At 58.6% G+C, this 15,997-nt stretch carries 14 protein-coding genes; 11 read left to right on the top strand and 3 right to left on the bottom strand.

The features are described 5' to 3' along the window. Positions 1-132 precede the first annotated feature (132 nt). The 10 genes from RYB66_RS09945 to RYB66_RS09900 all read left to right on the top strand — a co-directional run bounded on the left by RYB66_RS09945 (position 133) and on the right by RYB66_RS09900 (position 12,250). Entirely contained in the window at positions 133-990 is an 858-nt protein-coding gene (locus RYB66_RS09945; RefSeq protein WP_005732236.1) for an MIP/aquaporin family protein, read from the top strand. A 60-nt stretch (positions 991-1,050) separates the two neighbouring features. Then, entirely contained in the window at positions 1,051-2,556 is a 1,506-nt protein-coding gene (gene glpK / locus RYB66_RS09940; protein WP_002554859.1) for a glycerol kinase GlpK, read from the top strand. A 99-nt stretch (positions 2,557-2,655) separates the two neighbouring features. Further along, positions 2,656-3,411, top strand: a complete 756-nt coding sequence (locus RYB66_RS09935; RefSeq protein WP_003363617.1) for a DeoR/GlpR family transcriptional regulator — start codon at positions 2,656-2,658, stop codon at positions 3,409-3,411. 440 nt (positions 3,412-3,851) lie between these two features. Then, the gene (gene glpD, locus RYB66_RS09930; protein WP_046832734.1) at positions 3,852-5,390 is read left to right on the top strand and encodes a glycerol-3-phosphate dehydrogenase; all 1,539 of its coding nucleotides are present in this window, start codon (positions 3,852-3,854) and stop codon (positions 5,388-5,390) included. A 347-nt stretch (positions 5,391-5,737) separates the two neighbouring features. Further along, positions 5,738-6,652 carry a glutamate/aspartate ABC transporter substrate-binding protein gene (locus RYB66_RS09925; protein ID WP_004664079.1) on the top strand — a complete coding sequence of 305 codons (915 nt, stop codon included), beginning with the start codon at positions 5,738-5,740 and terminating at the stop codon, positions 6,650-6,652. A gap of 130 nt (positions 6,653-6,782) precedes the next feature. Then, on the top strand, positions 6,783-7,529 hold the full coding sequence (locus RYB66_RS09920; RefSeq protein WP_004658194.1) for an amino acid ABC transporter permease: 747 nt from the start codon (positions 6,783-6,785) through the stop codon (positions 7,527-7,529). After that, positions 7,526-8,194 (top strand): amino acid ABC transporter permease, encoded by a 669-nt coding sequence (locus RYB66_RS09915; RefSeq protein ID WP_170947361.1) that lies wholly within the window; start codon positions 7,526-7,528, stop codon positions 8,192-8,194. The genes RYB66_RS09920 and RYB66_RS09915 overlap by 4 nt, the downstream gene beginning before the upstream one ends. Further along, positions 8,191-8,925, top strand: a complete 735-nt coding sequence (locus RYB66_RS09910) for an amino acid ABC transporter ATP-binding protein (RefSeq protein WP_002554866.1) — start codon at positions 8,191-8,193, stop codon at positions 8,923-8,925. Before RYB66_RS09915 ends, RYB66_RS09910 begins: the two co-directional genes overlap by 4 nt. A 55-nt stretch (positions 8,926-8,980) precedes the next feature. Then, the gene (locus RYB66_RS09905; RefSeq protein WP_005741014.1) at positions 8,981-10,906 is read left to right on the top strand and encodes an ATP-binding protein; all 1,926 of its coding nucleotides are present in this window, start codon (positions 8,981-8,983) and stop codon (positions 10,904-10,906) included. A gap of 15 nt (positions 10,907-10,921) precedes the next feature. Beyond that, the gene (locus RYB66_RS09900; protein WP_002554868.1) at positions 10,922-12,250 is read left to right on the top strand and encodes a sigma-54-dependent transcriptional regulator; all 1,329 of its coding nucleotides are present in this window, start codon (positions 10,922-10,924) and stop codon (positions 12,248-12,250) included. Positions 12,251-12,381: 131 nt separating this feature from the next. On the opposite strand, the gene RYB66_RS09895 is transcribed toward RYB66_RS09900, so the two are convergent. The 3 genes from RYB66_RS09895 to RYB66_RS09885 all read right to left on the bottom strand — a co-directional run bounded on the left by RYB66_RS09895 (position 12,382) and on the right by RYB66_RS09885 (position 14,961). Further along, positions 12,382-13,029, bottom strand: coding sequence for a DsbA family oxidoreductase (locus tag RYB66_RS09895; RefSeq protein ID WP_005779272.1), 648 nt, complete (start codon positions 13,027-13,029; stop codon positions 12,382-12,384). 81 nt (positions 13,030-13,110) lie between these two features. Continuing rightward, on the bottom strand, positions 13,111-14,103 hold the full coding sequence (locus tag RYB66_RS09890) for an alpha/beta fold hydrolase (RefSeq protein ID WP_080164866.1): 993 nt from the start codon (positions 14,101-14,103) through the stop codon (positions 13,111-13,113). A gap of 123 nt (positions 14,104-14,226) precedes the next feature. Beyond that, complete coding sequence (locus tag RYB66_RS09885; RefSeq protein WP_005741012.1) at positions 14,227-14,961, bottom strand: 5-methyltetrahydropteroyltriglutamate--homocysteine methyltransferase; 735 nt, start codon at positions 14,959-14,961, stop codon at positions 14,227-14,229. Positions 14,962-15,067: 106 nt separating this feature from the next. Here RYB66_RS09885 and metR point away from each other — a divergent pair, with 106 nt between their 5' ends. Then, positions 15,068-15,985, top strand: coding sequence for a transcriptional regulator MetR (gene metR, locus RYB66_RS09880; RefSeq protein ID WP_002554872.1), 918 nt, complete (start codon positions 15,068-15,070; stop codon positions 15,983-15,985). The last annotated feature ends 12 nt before the right edge of the window (positions 15,986-15,997 follow it).

Genomic DNA, 15,997 nt, shown 5'->3' with positions numbered 1-15,997 from the left:
GAATATTATCGAAAGCGGTTTTTCGGTATAACTCGCACCAGCGATCAGAAATGGGGTTTTTCTGATACGCACGAATAACGAGCACCCATGCCTGTCTCAGGGTGCCGAGACAAAAACAAAAATGAGGTATCCATGACCATCGCACTAAAACAACCGACACTCACCGGGCAATGTGTAGCTGAATTTCTTGGCACAGCCCTGATGATTTTTTTCGGCACAGGATGCGTTGCAGCGCTCAAGGTCGCGGGAGCCACTTTCGGCTTGTGGGAAATCTGCATCATCTGGGGCATGGCCGTCAGCATGGGGATCTACCTCAGCGCCGGCATTTCAGGTGCCCACCTCAACCCGGCCGTCAGCATCGCGCTGAGTCTGTTTGCCGGTTTCGAAAAACGCAAATTGCCTTTTTATATCTCGGCGCAAATCGCAGGCGCGTTCTGCGGAGCTGGCTTGGTGTACCTGTTGTACATCAGTCTTTTTTTCGACTTCGAACACGCGCACCACATCATTCGCGGCAGCGAACAGAGCCTTGAACTGGCGTCGGTGTTCTCGACCTATCCAAACCCTGCCATTTCCGTGGGTCAGGCGTTTCTGGTCGAAGTGGTCATCACCACCATTCTGATGGGCGTCATCATGGCTCTGGGCGATGACAGCAACGGTTTGCCGCGCGGCCCGCTGGCACCCTTGCTGATAGGCCTGCTGGTGGCGGTGATCGGCAGCTCGATGGGCCCGCTGACCGGTTTTGCCATGAACCCGGCGCGCGACTTCGGTCCAAAGCTGATGACGTTCTTCGCTGGCTGGGGTGAAATAGCCTTCACCGGTGGTCGTGACATTCCTTATTTCCTGGTTCCGATTTTTGCGCCCATCCTGGGCGCCTGCCTTGGTGCTGCTGGCTATCGCGCGCTGATTGCGCGTCATCTGCCGAGTGCCGATCCTGTTGAAAACGAAAAAAATGCTCCAGTGGTTCGCGGCAAAGTTCAGGCTTCATCTTGAATTTCACTCAATTTGAATCTCACCCAACTGAATCCCACCCAACAATGCAAGGCAATCGACATGACTGACACACAGAACAAGAACTACATCATTGCTCTTGACCAGGGCACCACCAGCTCGCGCGCCATTATTTTCGACCGCGATGCCAACGTGGTGAGCACTGCCCAAAGCGAATTCGTACAGCACTATCCGCAGGCAGGCTGGGTCGAGCACGACCCGATGGAAATCTTCGCCACTCAGACTGCGTGCATGACCAAGGCGCTGGCGCAGGCTGATCTGCACCATAACCAGATCGCTGCCATCGGTATCACCAACCAGCGCGAAACCACCGTCATCTGGGAGCGCGATACCGGCCGCCCTATCTACAACGCAATTGTCTGGCAGTGCCGACGCAGCACCGAGATTTGCCAGCAGCTCAAGCGTGACGGTCTTGAGGAGTACATCAAGGACACTACAGGCCTGGTGATTGACCCGTACTTCTCCGGTTCGAAGGTCAAGTGGATTCTGGACAACGTCGAAGGCAGCCGCGAGCGCGCCCGCAAAGGCGAACTGATGTTCGGCACCATCGATACCTGGCTGATCTGGAAATTCACCGGCGGCAAGGTGCACGTTACCGACTACACCAACGCCTCGCGGACCATGCTGTTCAACATCCATACGCTGGAATGGGATCAGCGCATGCTCGATGTGCTGGATATCCCGCGTGAGATCCTGCCAGAAGTCAAAGGCTCTTCCGAGGTCTACGGCCACAGCAAGAGCGGCATCCCGATTGCCGGTATCGCAGGCGACCAACAGGCGGCGCTGTTCGGCCAAATGTGTGTCGAACCCGGCCAAGCCAAGAACACCTACGGCACCGGCTGCTTCCTGCTGATGAACACCGGCAAGAAAGCGGTGAAATCGGCGCATGGCATGCTGACTACCATTGGCTGCGGGCCTCGCGGTGAAGTGGCTTACGCATTGGAAGGCGCCGTGTTCAACGGTGGCTCGACCGTGCAGTGGCTGCGCGACGAACTCAAACTCATCAACGACGCGCTGGACACCGAATACTTTGCCAGCAAGGTCAAGGACAGCAACGGCGTGTATCTGGTGCCGGCGTTCACCGGTCTGGGTGCGCCCTACTGGGACCCGTATGCACGAGGCGCACTGTTCGGCCTGACCCGTGGCGTGAAGGTTGATCACATCATCCGTGCAGCGCTGGAATCCATCGCCTATCAAACCCGCGACGTACTTGATGCGATGCAGCAGGACTCCGGCGAACGCCTCAAGTCACTGCGCGTGGACGGCGGTGCCGTGGCCAACAACTTCCTGATGCAGTTCCAGGCGGACATTCTCGGCACCCACGTTGAACGCCCGCAAATGCGTGAAACAACAGCCTTGGGCGCCGCGTTCCTGGCCGGTCTGGCGATCGGGTTCTGGAGCAGCCTGGACGAGTTGCGCAACAAGGCGGTGATCGAGCGCGTGTTCGAACCTTCCTGCGAAGAGGCCCACCGCGAGAAACTCTACGCGGGCTGGCAAAAAGCTGTCGCGCGGACCCGTGACTGGGAACCGCACGAAAACGAAGAGTGATACCCGCTGTTGTGCGGAGGGGACAGGATTCCGGCTGACAGGTCACACTTGCCTGCGGCATGATGGGCGCCATTTGCAGAGGGCGCTCAAGGAAAAACAATGAACCTGCCTCCCCGCCAACAACAGATCCTCGAACTGGTCCGTGACCGTGGTTACGTCAGCATTGAGGAAATGGCGACGCTGTTCGTCGTGACCCCACAAACCATCCGCCGTGATATCAATCAACTGGCGGAAATGAATCTGCTGCGTCGCTACCACGGCGGCGCGGCCTATGACTCCAGCATCGAAAACACCGCCTACGCCATGCGTGCGGATCAGATGCGCGACGAAAAACAACGGATCGCCGAGGCCATCGCCGCACAGATCCCGGACAACGCCTCGTTGTTCATCAATATCGGCACCACCACCGAATCCATCGCCCGCGCCCTGCTCAACCACAACAACCTGAAGATCATCACCAATAACCTGCATGTGGCATCGATCCTAAGTACCAAGGATGATTTCGAGGTCCTGATAGCTGGCGGCAATGTGCGTCGTGACGGCGGCGTCGTGGGCCAGGGAAGTATCGACTTCATTACCCAGTTCAAGGTGGACTTCGCCCTGGTCGGCATCAGCGGTATTGATGAAGACGGCAGCCTGCTGGATTTCGATTATCAGGAAGTACGGGTTTCCCAGGCGATCATCGCCAACGCACGCAAAGTGCTGCTGGCGGCTGACTCGAGCAAGTTCGGGCGCAATGCAATGGTCCGCTTGGGGCCAATCACCCTCATCGACTGCCTGGTAACCGATCAGCCACCTGTGCCCGCGCTGCAGCAGTTGCTGAATCAGCACAAAATTCGTCTGGAAGTAGTGTGATTGTCAGGAACGAGTGGTTTCCGCGATTACACATGCCGTTCTGGACACTCTGCGCCCTATCCTGAATATGAGGCGCGGCGCAGATGTGTGACGCAGAGCGCCGAATATCGTGCGACGCTCCGCGTCGCATGCCTTTCTGGACGCTCTGCGTCCTCGTGCGACCAGAGCGTCGCGATCTGCATTCCCGCTGGAGCCTGAGACACGAGAGGTGTCTAGGCTGGCACGTGCAGAACGAAAAGCATCAGAAAGTACGATCATCCCGCGCATAACATCCCGCCCTACAATGTTCATTTTTGTTCTTTTCCTGACTCCACCATCAGTATTTTCAATCGATACGTGCTGGCAAGGGCAATTTTATTGAGCTATTATTTTCGAAAGTGAACATTAATGTTCAGATTCGCCTTTCGAGCTTTGCTCACGAATTGTCCAGGAGGCCACCAATGCCCCACACTACCGTGCCAACCCAACCCCTCTCCGAGGTTTACGACATCGCCGTTATTGGCGGTGGCATCAATGGTGTCGGTATTGCGGCGGATGCCTCCGGTCGCGACCTGTCGGTTTTTCTTTGCGAAAAGGACGACCTGGCCAGCCACACGTCCTCGGCCAGCAGCAAGCTGATTCATGGCGGCCTGCGCTATCTTGAGCACTACGAATTCCGCCTGGTCCGCGAGGCACTTGCAGAGCGCGAAGTGTTGCTTGCCAAGGCGCCGCACATCGTTAAACCCATGCGTTTTGTCTTGCCGCACCGCCCGCACCTGCGTCCAGCGTGGATGATTCGTGCCGGCATGTTCCTGTATGACAACCTCGGCAAGCGCGAAAAGCTGCCCGCTTCGAAAACCATTCGTTTTGGTGCGGACAGCCCGCTCAACTCGAGCATCACCCGTGGCTTCGAATACTCCGATTGCTGGGTCGATGACGCTCGTCTGGTGGTGCTCAACGCCATGGCAGCGCGTGAAAACGGCGCGCACATTCATACTCAGACTCGCTGTGTCAGCGCCCGCCGTATCAAGGGCATGTGGCATCTGCATCTTGAGCGCAGCGACGGCAGCCTGTTCTCGATCCACGCCAAGGCATTGGTCAATGCGGCAGGCCCGTGGGTGGCCAAGTTCATCCGTGAAGACCTCAAGCTCGATTCGGCTTACGGCATCCGCCTGATTCAAGGCAGCCACCTGATCGTGCCGAAACTGTACGAGGGTGAGCACGCGTTCATTCTGCAGAACGAAGACAAGCGCATCGTGTTCACGATTCCGTACCTGGAGCACTTCACCATCGTCGGCACCACCGACCGTGAGTATCAGGGCGATCCGAACAAGGTGGACATCACCGAAGGCGAGATGGATTACGTGCTGAAAGTGGCCAACGACCACTTCAAGAAACAGTTGAGTCGCGCAGACGTGCTCCACACATTCTCTGGCGTGCGCCCGCTGTGCAACGACGAGTCCGATAATCCGTCTGCCATTACCCGTGATTACACGCTTTCGTTGTCAGGCGGCGCGGACGAGGCACCAATTCTGTCGGTGTTCGGCGGCAAGCTGACCACCTACCGCAAACTGGCCGAATCGGCGATGACGCAATTGGCACCGTTCTTCAAGCAGATGAAACCGAGCTGGACGGCCAAGGCAGCACTGCCAGGCGGCGAAGACATGACCACGCCAGAAGCCTTGGCAGCAGAAATGACCCGTCGCTTCAGTTGGCTGCCCGCGCCTATCGCCAAACGCTGGGCGATTACCTACGGCAGCCGCAGCTGGCGCTTGCTGGAAGGCGCGCAAGGTCTGGAAGACCTCGGCCAGCATCTGGGTGCAGGTCTGTACACCCGAGAGGTCGATTACCTGTGCGACCAGGAATGGGCTACCAGCATCGAAGACATCCTGTGGCGCCGAACCAAGCTTGGCCTGTTCACTACGCCTGAAGAACAGGCCGCTGTGCGCAGCTACCTGGAAACTGTTGTGCGCAACAAGGGCGCTATCGAGGCTGCCTGATAGCTCGCATACCACCTGTTCGTCCATCGCGCGGCGAACAGGTTTGTTCCTCTGCACCGCCCTCCCCTGAATACCCGGCTGCATTCGGTTTTCCGAACATTTCGCTCTGCCTGATTCGGCTTCCCGGACGCTTCGATTCCGGGCGTCGCATTCAACCACGAATAAAATCCTTTAAATTCATAGCCTTGATTGATTCAAGCTGCTTGGCACGACTCATGCTCTACACTCTGAACCGAGCGTTTCGACAGGGCGTGTGTCTGGATCTGGACGCCGTTGAAGCATTCGCCAAGAAGCGGGCCGACTCACATTGCGGCCCCATCAATAAAAATGAAATCAAGGATTCATCAATGCGCATCGTTCCCCATCTGTTGGGCGTAGCAATCACTGCCGCTCTGATCAGCACCCCGGTTTTCGCCGCCGAACTTACCGGCACCCTGAAGAAAATCAAGGAATCCGGCACCATCACGCTGGGCCACCGTGACGCGTCCATTCCGTTTTCCTACATCGCAGACGCTTCTGGCGTACCGATGGGCTACTCGCATGACATCCAGCTGAAAATCGTCGAAGCCATCAAGAAAGACCTCGACATGCCTGACCTCAAGGTCAAGTACAACCTGGTAACGTCTCAGACCCGTATTCCGCTGGTTCAGAACGGCACCGTCGACGTTGAATGTGGTTCTACCACCAACAATGTCGAGCGTCAGCAGCAGGTCGACTTCTCCATCGGCATCTTCGAAGTCGGCACGCGCCTGCTGTCGAAAAAAGACTCCAGCTACAAAGACTTCGATGACCTGAAAGGCAAGAACGTCGTGACCACCGCGGGCACAACTTCCGAGCGCATCCTCAAGGCGATGAACGCCGACAAGCAGATGGGCATGAACGTGATCTCGGCCAAGGACCACGGCGAATCCTTCCAGATGCTTGAGTCTGGCCGTGCGGTCGCATTCATGATGGACGACGCGCTGCTGGCCGGCGAGATGGCCAAGGCCAAGAAGCCGGATGACTGGGCAGTGACCGGTACTGCGCAATCCTACGAAATCTACGGCTGCATGGTCCGCAAGGGCGATGCCCCGTTCAAGAAGGCAGTGGATGACGCCATTGTTGCCACCTACAAGTCTGGCGACATCAACGCCATCTACAGCAAGTGGTTCATGTCCCCCGTCCCGCCTAAAGGACTGAATCTGAATTTCCCGATGAGCGACAAGCTCAAGGAACTGATTCAGAACCCGACCGACAAGGCCGCAGAAGACAAGAAAGCCTGAGCAACCGGTTCAGCCAGCCTGAACTGATCGCATCCCGGGCAGGCAAAACCTGTTCGGGACCGGCTCCTCACTCTCGAAGTCCGACAGTGCGTGCATCTCGATATAAATAGAAAAATAGGGGGAGACCCTGATGAATTACAACTGGGACTGGGGCGTGTTCTTCAAGTCCACCGGCGTCGGCAGCGAGACCTATCTGGACTGGTTCATATCCGGCCTGGGCTGGACCATCGCCATTGCTGTCGTTGCCTGGATTATTGCCCTGATACTGGGTTCGGTACTGGGCGTCATGCGCACCGTACCAAGCCGTCTGGTATCGGGTATTGCCACGGTATACGTGGAAATTTTCCGTAATGTGCCACTACTGGTGCAGCTGTTCATCTGGTACTTTCTGGTGCCCGACCTGCTGCCGGAAAACCTGCAGGAGTGGTACAAGCAGGACCTCAACCCGACTACCTCCGCGTTCCTGAGCGTGGTGGTCTGCCTGGGTCTGTTTACCGCTGCACGGGTCTGCGAACAGGTGCGTACCGGCATTGAAGCACTGCCAAAGGGCCAGGAATCGGCCGCGCGTGCAATGGGCTTCAAGCTGCCGCAGATCTACTGGAACGTGCTGTTGCCACAGGCTTACCGGATCATCATTCCGCCGCTCACTTCCGAATTCCTGAACGTGTTCAAGAACTCGTCGGTAGCGTCGCTTATCGGCCTCATGGAGCTGCTCGCGCAGACCAAACAGACCGCCGAGTTTTCCGCCAACCTGTTTGAAGCCTTTACGCTCGCCACCCTCATCTACTTCACGCTGAACATGAGCCTGATGCTGCTGATGCGCATGATCGAGAAGAAAGTCGCTGTACCCGGACTCATCTCGCTGGGGGGCAAATAATGGACTTCACTGGAATCGTCCCGGCCATTCCCGGCCTGTGGAACGGCATGGTCATGACCCTCAAGCTGATGGCAATGGGTGTTGTCGGCGGCCTGGTGCTTGGCACTTTGCTGGCGTTGATGCGCCTGTCATCAAACAAGCTGCTGGCCAATGTGGCTGGCGCTTACGTGAACTACTTCCGTTCGATCCCGCTGCTGCTGGTGATCACCTGGTTCTACCTCGCAGTGCCATTCGTGTTGCGCTGGATTACCGGTGAAGACACGCCCATCGGGGCCTTCGCTTCCTGTGTCGTGGCCTTCATGATGTTCGAAGCCGCGTACTTTTGCGAAATCGTCCGTGCCGGCGTGCAGTCGATTTCCAAAGGACAGATGGGCGCAGCCCAGGCGCTGGGCATGAATTACTCGCAGATGATGCGACTGATCATCCTGCCCCAGGCGTTTCGCAAGATGACGCCGCTGTTGCTGCAACAGAGCATCATTCTGTTCCAGGACACCTCTCTGGTGTACACCGTGGGCCTTGTGGACTTTCTCAATGCATCGCGCTCCAGTGGCGACATCATCGGGCGCGCCAACGAGTTCCTGATCATTGCCGGTCTGGTGTATTTCACGATCAGCTTTGCCGCCTCGCTGCTGGTGAAGCGTCTGCAAAAAAGGTTTGCCGTATGATTTCCATCAAAAACGTCAACAAATGGTATGGCGACTTCCAGGTGCTGACCGATTGCAGCACCGAGGTCAGCAAAGGTGAAGTGGTTGTGGTGTGCGGGCCCTCCGGTTCCGGCAAGTCGACCCTGATCAAATGCGTGAATGCGCTGGAACCGTTTCAAAAAGGCGACATTGTCGTCGACGGCACATCGATTTCCGACTCGAAGACCAACCTGCCAAAACTGCGCTCGCGGGTCGGCATGGTGTTTCAGCACTTCGAACTGTTCCCGCACCTGAGCATTGTCGAAAACCTGACCATCGCGCAGATCAAGGTACTGGGTCGCAGCAAGGCCGAAGCGACCGAAAAAGGCCTGAAATTGCTGGACCGCGTCGGTCTCTCCGAGCATGCGCACAAGCATCCCGGGCAGCTTTCCGGTGGTCAGCAACAGCGTGTTGCCATCGCTCGCGCCCTGGCGATGGACCCGGTGGTCATGCTGTTTGACGAACCGACGTCTGCGCTGGACCCCGAAATGGTCAACGAAGTGCTCGACGTGATGGTACAACTGGCGCACGAAGGCATGACCATGATGTGCGTGACCCACGAAATGGGCTTCGCTCGCAAGGTCGCCAATCGGGTGATTTTCATGGACAAGGGACAGATTGTCGAAGACTGCGAAAAAGAAGAGTTTTTCGGTGACGTCAGCGCACGTTCGGAACGCGCTCAGCAATTTCTCGCCAAGATTCTCCAGCACTAGGTAATGCCGGCTGCCCGCGCATTCGCGGGCAGCTGTTCGGTTCAGGACGACTGTGATGAAATGCGACCCCACTCTGTATCGCGCCGCGCCGCCATCACTCGCCGTGAAACCTCGTCTGATACGCCAACTGTTTTTACCGCCGCTGATCCTCATGCTGATGATCGGACTGGGCTATATCGCCTACCTGATAAGCGAACACAGCGGTATCAAGAGCCTGCGCGAGACCGGTGAGCGCCAGCTGGAGCTACATGCCCGCACGGTCGAGAGCGAAATCAGCAAATACACCTATTTACCCAGCGTGCTGGAGCTTGAATCCAGCGTGTCGCAGTTGCTCAACAAGCCAAGTCCCGAGCTTCAGCAGCAGGTCAACCGTTATCTGGAAGGGATGAACCGACGCAGCGGCAGCCGCGCCATTTATGTGATGGACACCACCGGTCGGGTGCTGGCCACCAGTAACTGGCGTGATTCCGACAGCTATCAGGGTGAAGACCTGTCCTTCCGCGCCTATTTTCAGGACGCGGTGCGCGGACTGCCCGGCCGTTTTTACGGCATCGGCACCACCACGGGCGAATCGGGCTACTACCTGGCCCACGGGCTGGAAGACAAAGGCCGGATCATCGGCGTCGCCGTGATCAAAGTACGCCTTGAAGCACTGGAAGAACGCTGGCAGCGTGCTCGCCTGGAGGCGTTTGTCAGCGACGAGAACGGCATCATCATCCTCTCGAGCGACCCGGCTCGGCGCCTGAAGTCAGTACGACCGCTCACCCCGCAGGTCAAGGAACGCCTGGCCCGCAGCCTGCAATATTACTGGTGGCCGCTTAACGAACTGGTGCCACTGGAACGGGAAACCCTCTCCGAAGGCGTCGAAAAGCTTGTTTTCCCGGCCAACGTCAGCGTCGATCGGGAGCACAAGCAGGTCAGTTATCTGGCCCAGAGCCGTCCGCTGAGCGATACCGCCTGGCATCTGACGCTGCTTACGCCACTGGAAGACCTGCGCCGTGAAGCGGCCAATCAGGGCATGCTGGTAGCTGTGGCCTGCGCCCTGGTGACCTTTCTGCTGATTGCCTGGAACGAGCGGCGCAAGGTGATCTCGACCCGACTGGCGGCCAGAGAGGCGCTGCAGGCTGCGAACAATGAGCTGGAACGCAAGATCGCCGAGCGTACCGAACACCTGCGAGCCAGCAACGAACGCCTCAAGGCGCAGATTCGCGAACGAAGACAGGCTGAAGACACCCTGCGCAGAGCCCAGGACGAGTTGGTGCAAGCTGGCAAGCTGGCAGCCATCGGCCAGATGTCGACCAGCATCGCTCATGAATTGAACCAGCCTCTGGCGGCATTGCGCACCTTGTCCGGCAATACCGTGCGTTTTCTTGAGCGAGGCGCGCTGGACACCGCCAGTGCCAACCTGCGCACCATCAATGATCTGGTCGACCGCATGGGCCGCATTACCGCCAGCCTGCGCGCATTCGCCCGACGCGGCGACGATCAGGGCCAGGCGCAACTGAGCAAGGCCGTCGAGGCTGCGGCGCAGTTGCTGGGCGTACGCCTGGAGCAGTCTGGCCTGACGTTACACCGAGACTTCGTCGACGCCACCCTGAGCATCGACCAGACCCGCCTGGAACAGATCCTGGTCAATCTGATCGGCAATGCGCTGGACGCCATGTTCAACCAGCCAGCGCCCGAATTGTGGCTCACCGGGTCAATTGAAGACGGGCGTTATCGCTTGCGGGTACGTGATAACGGGCACGGCATCGATACCGAAACCCGCAAGCACCTGTTCGAACCTTTCTTCACCACCAAACCCGGCGAACAAGGCCTGGGACTGGGCCTGACCCTGTCGGCGAGCCTCGCCGCCGCAGCCGGGGGCAGCCTGAGCGCAGAGCACCCAGGTGACGGCGGCACAACATTTGTCCTGAGCCTGCCGTTTGTCCCCGATGCCCCGACCGACAATCGCCCGAGCGGCCCGGCCCAGGTGGACTGACATGAGACGACACCCATGAGCATCAACAGCGACCTGACCGTGCTGATCGTCGAAGACGACCCGCATGTGTTGCTCGGCTGCCAGCAGGCGCTGGCGCTGGAAGACATTGCCAGCGAAGGCGTATCCAGCGCCGAAGACGCCCTCAAGCGCATCGGTGACAATTTTGCCGGTATCGTCATCAGCGACATTCGTTTGCCGGGTATCGACGGGCTGGAATTACTGAGCCGCCTCAAGGCGCGTGACAGCAGCCTGCCGGTGGTGCTGATCACCGGCCACGGCGACATCACCATGGCCGTCAACGCAATGCGCGATGGTGCTTACGATTTCATGGAGAAACCCTTTTCTCCCGAGCGCCTGGTCGACGTCACCCGGCGCGCGCTGGAGCAGCGCGGGCTGGCCCGGGAAGTCTGGGCGTTGCGCAAGCAACTGGCCGAACGCGATTCGCTGGAAGGCCGAATCATCGGCCGCTCCCCCGCCATGCAAAACCTGCGTGCATTGATTACCAACGTCGCCGATACGTCGGCCAATGTGCTGATCGAAGGCGAGACCGGCACCGGCAAGGAGCTCGTCGCGCGCTGCCTGCACGACTTCAGCCGACGCAAGGACAGTCAGTTCGTGGCACTCAATTGCGGCGGGCTGGCAGAAAGCCTGTTCGAGTCGGAAATTTTCGGTCACGAAGCCAATGCATTTACCGGCGCGGGCAAGCGGCGCATCGGCAAGATCGAACACGCCCACAATGGCACGCTGTTTCTCGATGAAGTGGAAAGCATGCCGGTCAACCTGCAGATCAAACTGTTGCGCGTCCTCCAGGAACGAACTCTGGAGCGGCTTGGTTCGAACCAAAGTGTTGCAGTGGATTGCCGGGTCATTGCGGCGACCAAATCCGACCTCAATGCACTGAGCAAGACCAGTCAGTTCCGCAGCGACCTGTATTACCGTCTGAACGTCGTCACGCTGGAGCTGCCGCCATTGCGTGAGCGCCGCGAAGACATTCTGCAACTGTTCGAACACTTCCTGCAGTTGTCGTCATTGCGCTTCGACCGTGAGCCGCCGACGCTGGACAGACAGACCAGTTCAAGCCTGATGAGCCACGACTGGCCGGGTAACGTGAGGGAACTGCGCAACGTAGCCGAGCGGTTTGCCTTGGGTCTGCCGGCGTTCAAACAGGCAGGCACGGTCAGTGAAAATCAAAGCCTGGGGTTTGCCGAAGCGGTTGAGGCCTTCGAACGATCCCTGCTCAGCGAGGCCCTGCAACGCAGCGGCGGCAACCTCAGCCAGGCCAGTCAGGAACTGGGCATGGCCAAGACCACCTTGTTCGACAAGGTCAAGAAATACGGGCTTTGAGCACTGTGTCCAATCTTGAGTGTGCGGTATCGCGCAGATCTGTGACGCAGAGCGTCACCCACTGCATTCCCACGCTGGAGCGTGCGGAACGATAGGCGTCCGCACGACACCGATCCTGCACAGACAGTGCGTTACTTCGACTCGCTGAGCATCTGCCGGATCGCGCTGACGAACACTTCAACCGGCTGCCCGCCCGATACCGCGTACTGGTCGTTGAAGACCATGGTCGGCACGGAGGTGATACCGCGGGATGTCCAGAGTTGCTCGGCTTCGCGGACCTCTGCGGTGTACTCGCCGCTGTCGAGGATGGCCTGAGCACGCAAACGGTCCAGGCCGACCTTCTGCGCTACGTCTGCCAGAGTCTGGTGGCTGGACGGGTCTTTCAGGTCACTGAAATAGGCTTCGAACAGCGCCTGCTTCAATACGTACTGCTTGCCTTGTTGTTCGGCCCAGTGCAACAGGCGATGAGCATCGAACGTGTTGTAGATACGTCGCTCGCCCTTGGCAAAGGTGAAGCCCAGCTCGGCACCGCGCTCACGAATTGTCTCGTGAATACCTTCGATCTGTTCTGGCGTAGAGCCATATTTTTCGGCGATGTGCTCTTTGATGTCCTGCCCTTCGGCAGGCATGTTCGGGTTCAACTCGAAAGGCTGGAAGTGGATGTGAGCTTGCACTTCATCACCCAGCGCCTCCAGCGCCTGATCCAGCGCGCGCAGGCCGATGACACACCAGGGGCAGGAAACATCGGAGATGAAATCGATCTTCAGTGCAGTCGTCATGTCGGCCCTTTTCAGTCAGCAGATTCAATAAGCAAGGGCCATACGATACACCTCTGTCAGTGCCTGACAACCGGGCAGGGTTTACAGTTGGGCAAGGCTGCGACCGTCTTCATGCTGGGCTTTCAGGTACGGCAGCACCGCCCCGAGCAACGGTGCCTTGAAGGCTTCCTGAAAACGGTGCGCCAGCCCCGGAATCAGGCGCAACTGGCTGCCCTGAATATGCGCGGCCACGTGCACACCATGCATGACCGGCAACAATGGATCAGCCGTGCCATGCACCACTAGAACCGGCAGGCGCAGACGGTTCAGCAACTCCACCCGGCTCGGCTCGGCCAGAATCGCCATGATCTGACGCTTGACGCCCTCGGGATTGAAGGCCCGGTCGTAGGACACCGCAGCCTGATGCAGCAATTGCTGGCGATCATCCTTGACCTGCGGGCTGCCCAGCGCTGCAAGCAGATCGGCCTGCTGCTCGATGGCCATTTCCCGGTTGGGTGCGCCGCGCCGCGCCAGCAGTTGCATCAACGCCGCACTGGGCATAGGCAAGCCCTGCGCACCGGAGCTGGTCATGATCAGCGTCAGGCTTTCGACCCGCGACGGGGCCAGATCGGCCAGGTGCTGGGCAATCATGCCGCCCATGCTCGCGCCAAGAACGTGAAACTGGCGAATCTGCAAGGCGTCCATCAGGCCCAAGGCATCATCGGCCATATCGGTCAGCGAATACGGCGCAGAGACCGGCAGGCCCAGCTTGTAGCGCAGCACTTCAAAGGTCAGGTTGGCCTCGGCTGGCTGTTGCACCCAGGTAGACAGACCGACGTCGCGATTGTCGTAGCGAATCACCCGGTAGCCCTGCTGACACAGCGCAACCACAACCTCGTCCGGCCAATGAATCAACTGCCCGCCAAGGCCCATTACCAACAGCAAGGCAGGGTCGGATTCACTGCCGATGCTTTGATAGGCAATTCGTACCTCTTTAAGGTCAGCATGCTGTACAGGAACATCGACATCACAACGATCGGCCGCAAAAGACGGCAAGCCGCACAGAAGCGCGGCCAGAAAAATTAAAACCCGCATGAAAAACACCAAAAAACAGATCCCCAGTAGGCCGCGAGTCTGATGATGTTTCGCCAAGCGCGCTGCCACACTTGCGTGACAGTTTGATGAATGGCGCTGAGTGGTCGTTAATCGGGTGTTGCGTTACGCGGCGAACTGATCCGCCACCATCAGGTTTTCCCCAAAACGGGCGCGCGCTTCGAGGAGGGACTCCTGGTGCCAGCCCGAATGCGTGTCGCACTCGCCCAAGGACAGGACCTTGTAAACCGGCAGACGATCAAACACCGGAGCCAGCAGCTCCGGTTCGGTCACGCTGTCCAGATGCAACCCTGCAACCGGCAACAAGGCCGCGACACCCAGGTTGGGCCGCAGGTCACCGTGATAAAGGCCAATGAGCTTCTTCAACGGCGAATACTGAAGAATGTGATAGGCACGTTCGAAGGCGTTGCTCCATGCCAGCGGCAGATCGAGCGCCAGGATCGGTTCGTCGATCTGAATCCACTCGACACCGCGCGCCGCCAGACGCCCGAAGATCTCGCCATACACCGGCAGCAGATGCTCCAGCAGGTCGAGGCGATCTACCTGGTCACCCTGAACGTCACTTAGCCAGAGCAGTGTCAGAGGACCGATCAATGCGGGCTTGCGGCCTTGCTCGCACGCTTCAGCGACGCTCGCCAGCAGCGGTGCCCAATCAGGCTGAAAACGCTGGTCGCGTTTCAGGTGTGGCACCTGCCGCGGGTAACGCGCCATCAACCAGGTGCGCAGTTCGGCGTCAGTTGTCGAAACACCCTGATCCTGTTTCCAGAAAGCCTGCAGAGCGTGCTGCAATTCACAGTCTGCGCCAATGTGAAAATAGTCAGGGTATTGAGTCAGGGCCACGATGCGTCCTCCATAAAAGATGGGTCTATTGTCGACAGCTGACACAACATGAGACAAACTCATTTTTTTCGTGTTGATCACAAATACTGCTCATGGAGCACTGACGGTGCTTGAAATACGCCACCTCAAAACCCTGCACGCCCTGCGCGAGGCCGACAGCCTTGTGGAGGCCGCCGAACGCCTGCATCTGACGCAGTCGGCGCTGTCCCATCAGTTCAAGGAACTGGAAGAGCGCATGGGCATGCCGCTGTTTGTGCGCAAGACCAAACCGGTACGGTTTACCAGCGCCGGTCTGCGCCTGCTGCAATTGGCCGATTCCATGCTGCCGCAACTGCGCAGTGCCGAGCGTGACATCGCCCGTCTGGCAGGCGGCACTGCGGGAAGGCTGCACATGGCAATCGAATGCCACAGCTGTTTTCAATGGCTGATGCCGACCATCGACCAGTTCCGCGATGCCTGGCCCGAGGTCGAACTGGACCTGTCTTCCGGCTTCTCGTTTGCACCATTGCCCGCGCTGGCGCGTGGTGACCTGGACCTGGTGGTGACGTCCGACCCGCTGGAATTGCCCGGCATCACCTACGTGCCGCTGTTCACCTATGAAGCGATGCTGGCGGTGGCCAATCAACACGCGCTGGCGGGCCGGCCGTACATTGTTCCAGAAGACCTGCTCAGCGAAACGCTGATCACCTACCCGGTGGAGCGCGACCGACTGGACATCTTTACCCGTTTTCTGGAGCCCGCCGATATCGAGCCTGCACAGGTACGAACCTCGGAATTGACGGTGATGATGATGCAACTGGTCGCCAGCGGACGCGGGGTCTGTGGGATGCCGCACTGGGCGCTGCATGAATACAGCTCACGCGGCTATGTGAAGGCCAAGCGCCTGGGTGAGAAAGGGCTGTTCGCAACGCTGTATGCCGGTATTCGCGCCGACATGCTCGACGCGCCGTACATGCGCGATTTCCTGCTGACCGCCAAGGACACCTCGTTTTCGACGCTGGACGGGGTTAGCGTGGTTCGCTGACAGTATCGTCCT

It is taken from the genome of Pseudomonas syringae group sp. 243L2 (genome assembly GCF_032587875.1).
GTDB classification, from domain to species: Bacteria; Pseudomonadota; Gammaproteobacteria; order Pseudomonadales; family Pseudomonadaceae; genus Aquipseudomonas; species Aquipseudomonas amygdali.
Note: the sequence above shows the minus strand (reverse complement) of the source record. Positions and strands in the feature narration are given on the sequence as shown.

Bases quoted from the DNA above. Each gene is read 5' to 3' on its own strand.
- RYB66_RS09945 (WP_005732236.1), top strand. From the start codon at position 133: ATGACCATCGCACTAAAACAACCGACACTCACCGGGCAATGTGTAGCT.
- glpK (WP_002554859.1), top strand. From the start codon at position 1,051: ATGACTGACACACAGAACAAGAACTACATCATTGCTCTTGACCAGGGC.
- RYB66_RS09935 (WP_003363617.1), top strand. From the start codon at position 2,656: ATGAACCTGCCTCCCCGCCAACAACAGATCCTCGAACTGGTCCGTGAC.
- glpD (WP_046832734.1), top strand. From the start codon at position 3,852: ATGCCCCACACTACCGTGCCAACCCAACCCCTCTCCGAGGTTTACGAC.
- RYB66_RS09925 (WP_004664079.1), top strand. From the start codon at position 5,738: ATGCGCATCGTTCCCCATCTGTTGGGCGTAGCAATCACTGCCGCTCTG.
- RYB66_RS09920 (WP_004658194.1), top strand. From the start codon at position 6,783: ATGAATTACAACTGGGACTGGGGCGTGTTCTTCAAGTCCACCGGCGTC.
- RYB66_RS09910 (WP_002554866.1), top strand. From the start codon at position 8,191: ATGATTTCCATCAAAAACGTCAACAAATGGTATGGCGACTTCCAGGTG.
- RYB66_RS09905 (WP_005741014.1), top strand. From the start codon at position 8,981: ATGAAATGCGACCCCACTCTGTATCGCGCCGCGCCGCCATCACTCGCC.
- RYB66_RS09900 (WP_002554868.1), top strand. From the start codon at position 10,922: ATGAGCATCAACAGCGACCTGACCGTGCTGATCGTCGAAGACGACCCG.
- RYB66_RS09895 (WP_005779272.1), bottom strand. From the start codon at position 13,029: ATGACGACTGCACTGAAGATCGATTTCATCTCCGATGTTTCCTGCCCC.
- RYB66_RS09890 (WP_080164866.1), bottom strand. From the start codon at position 14,103: ATGCGGGTTTTAATTTTTCTGGCCGCGCTTCTGTGCGGCTTGCCGTCT.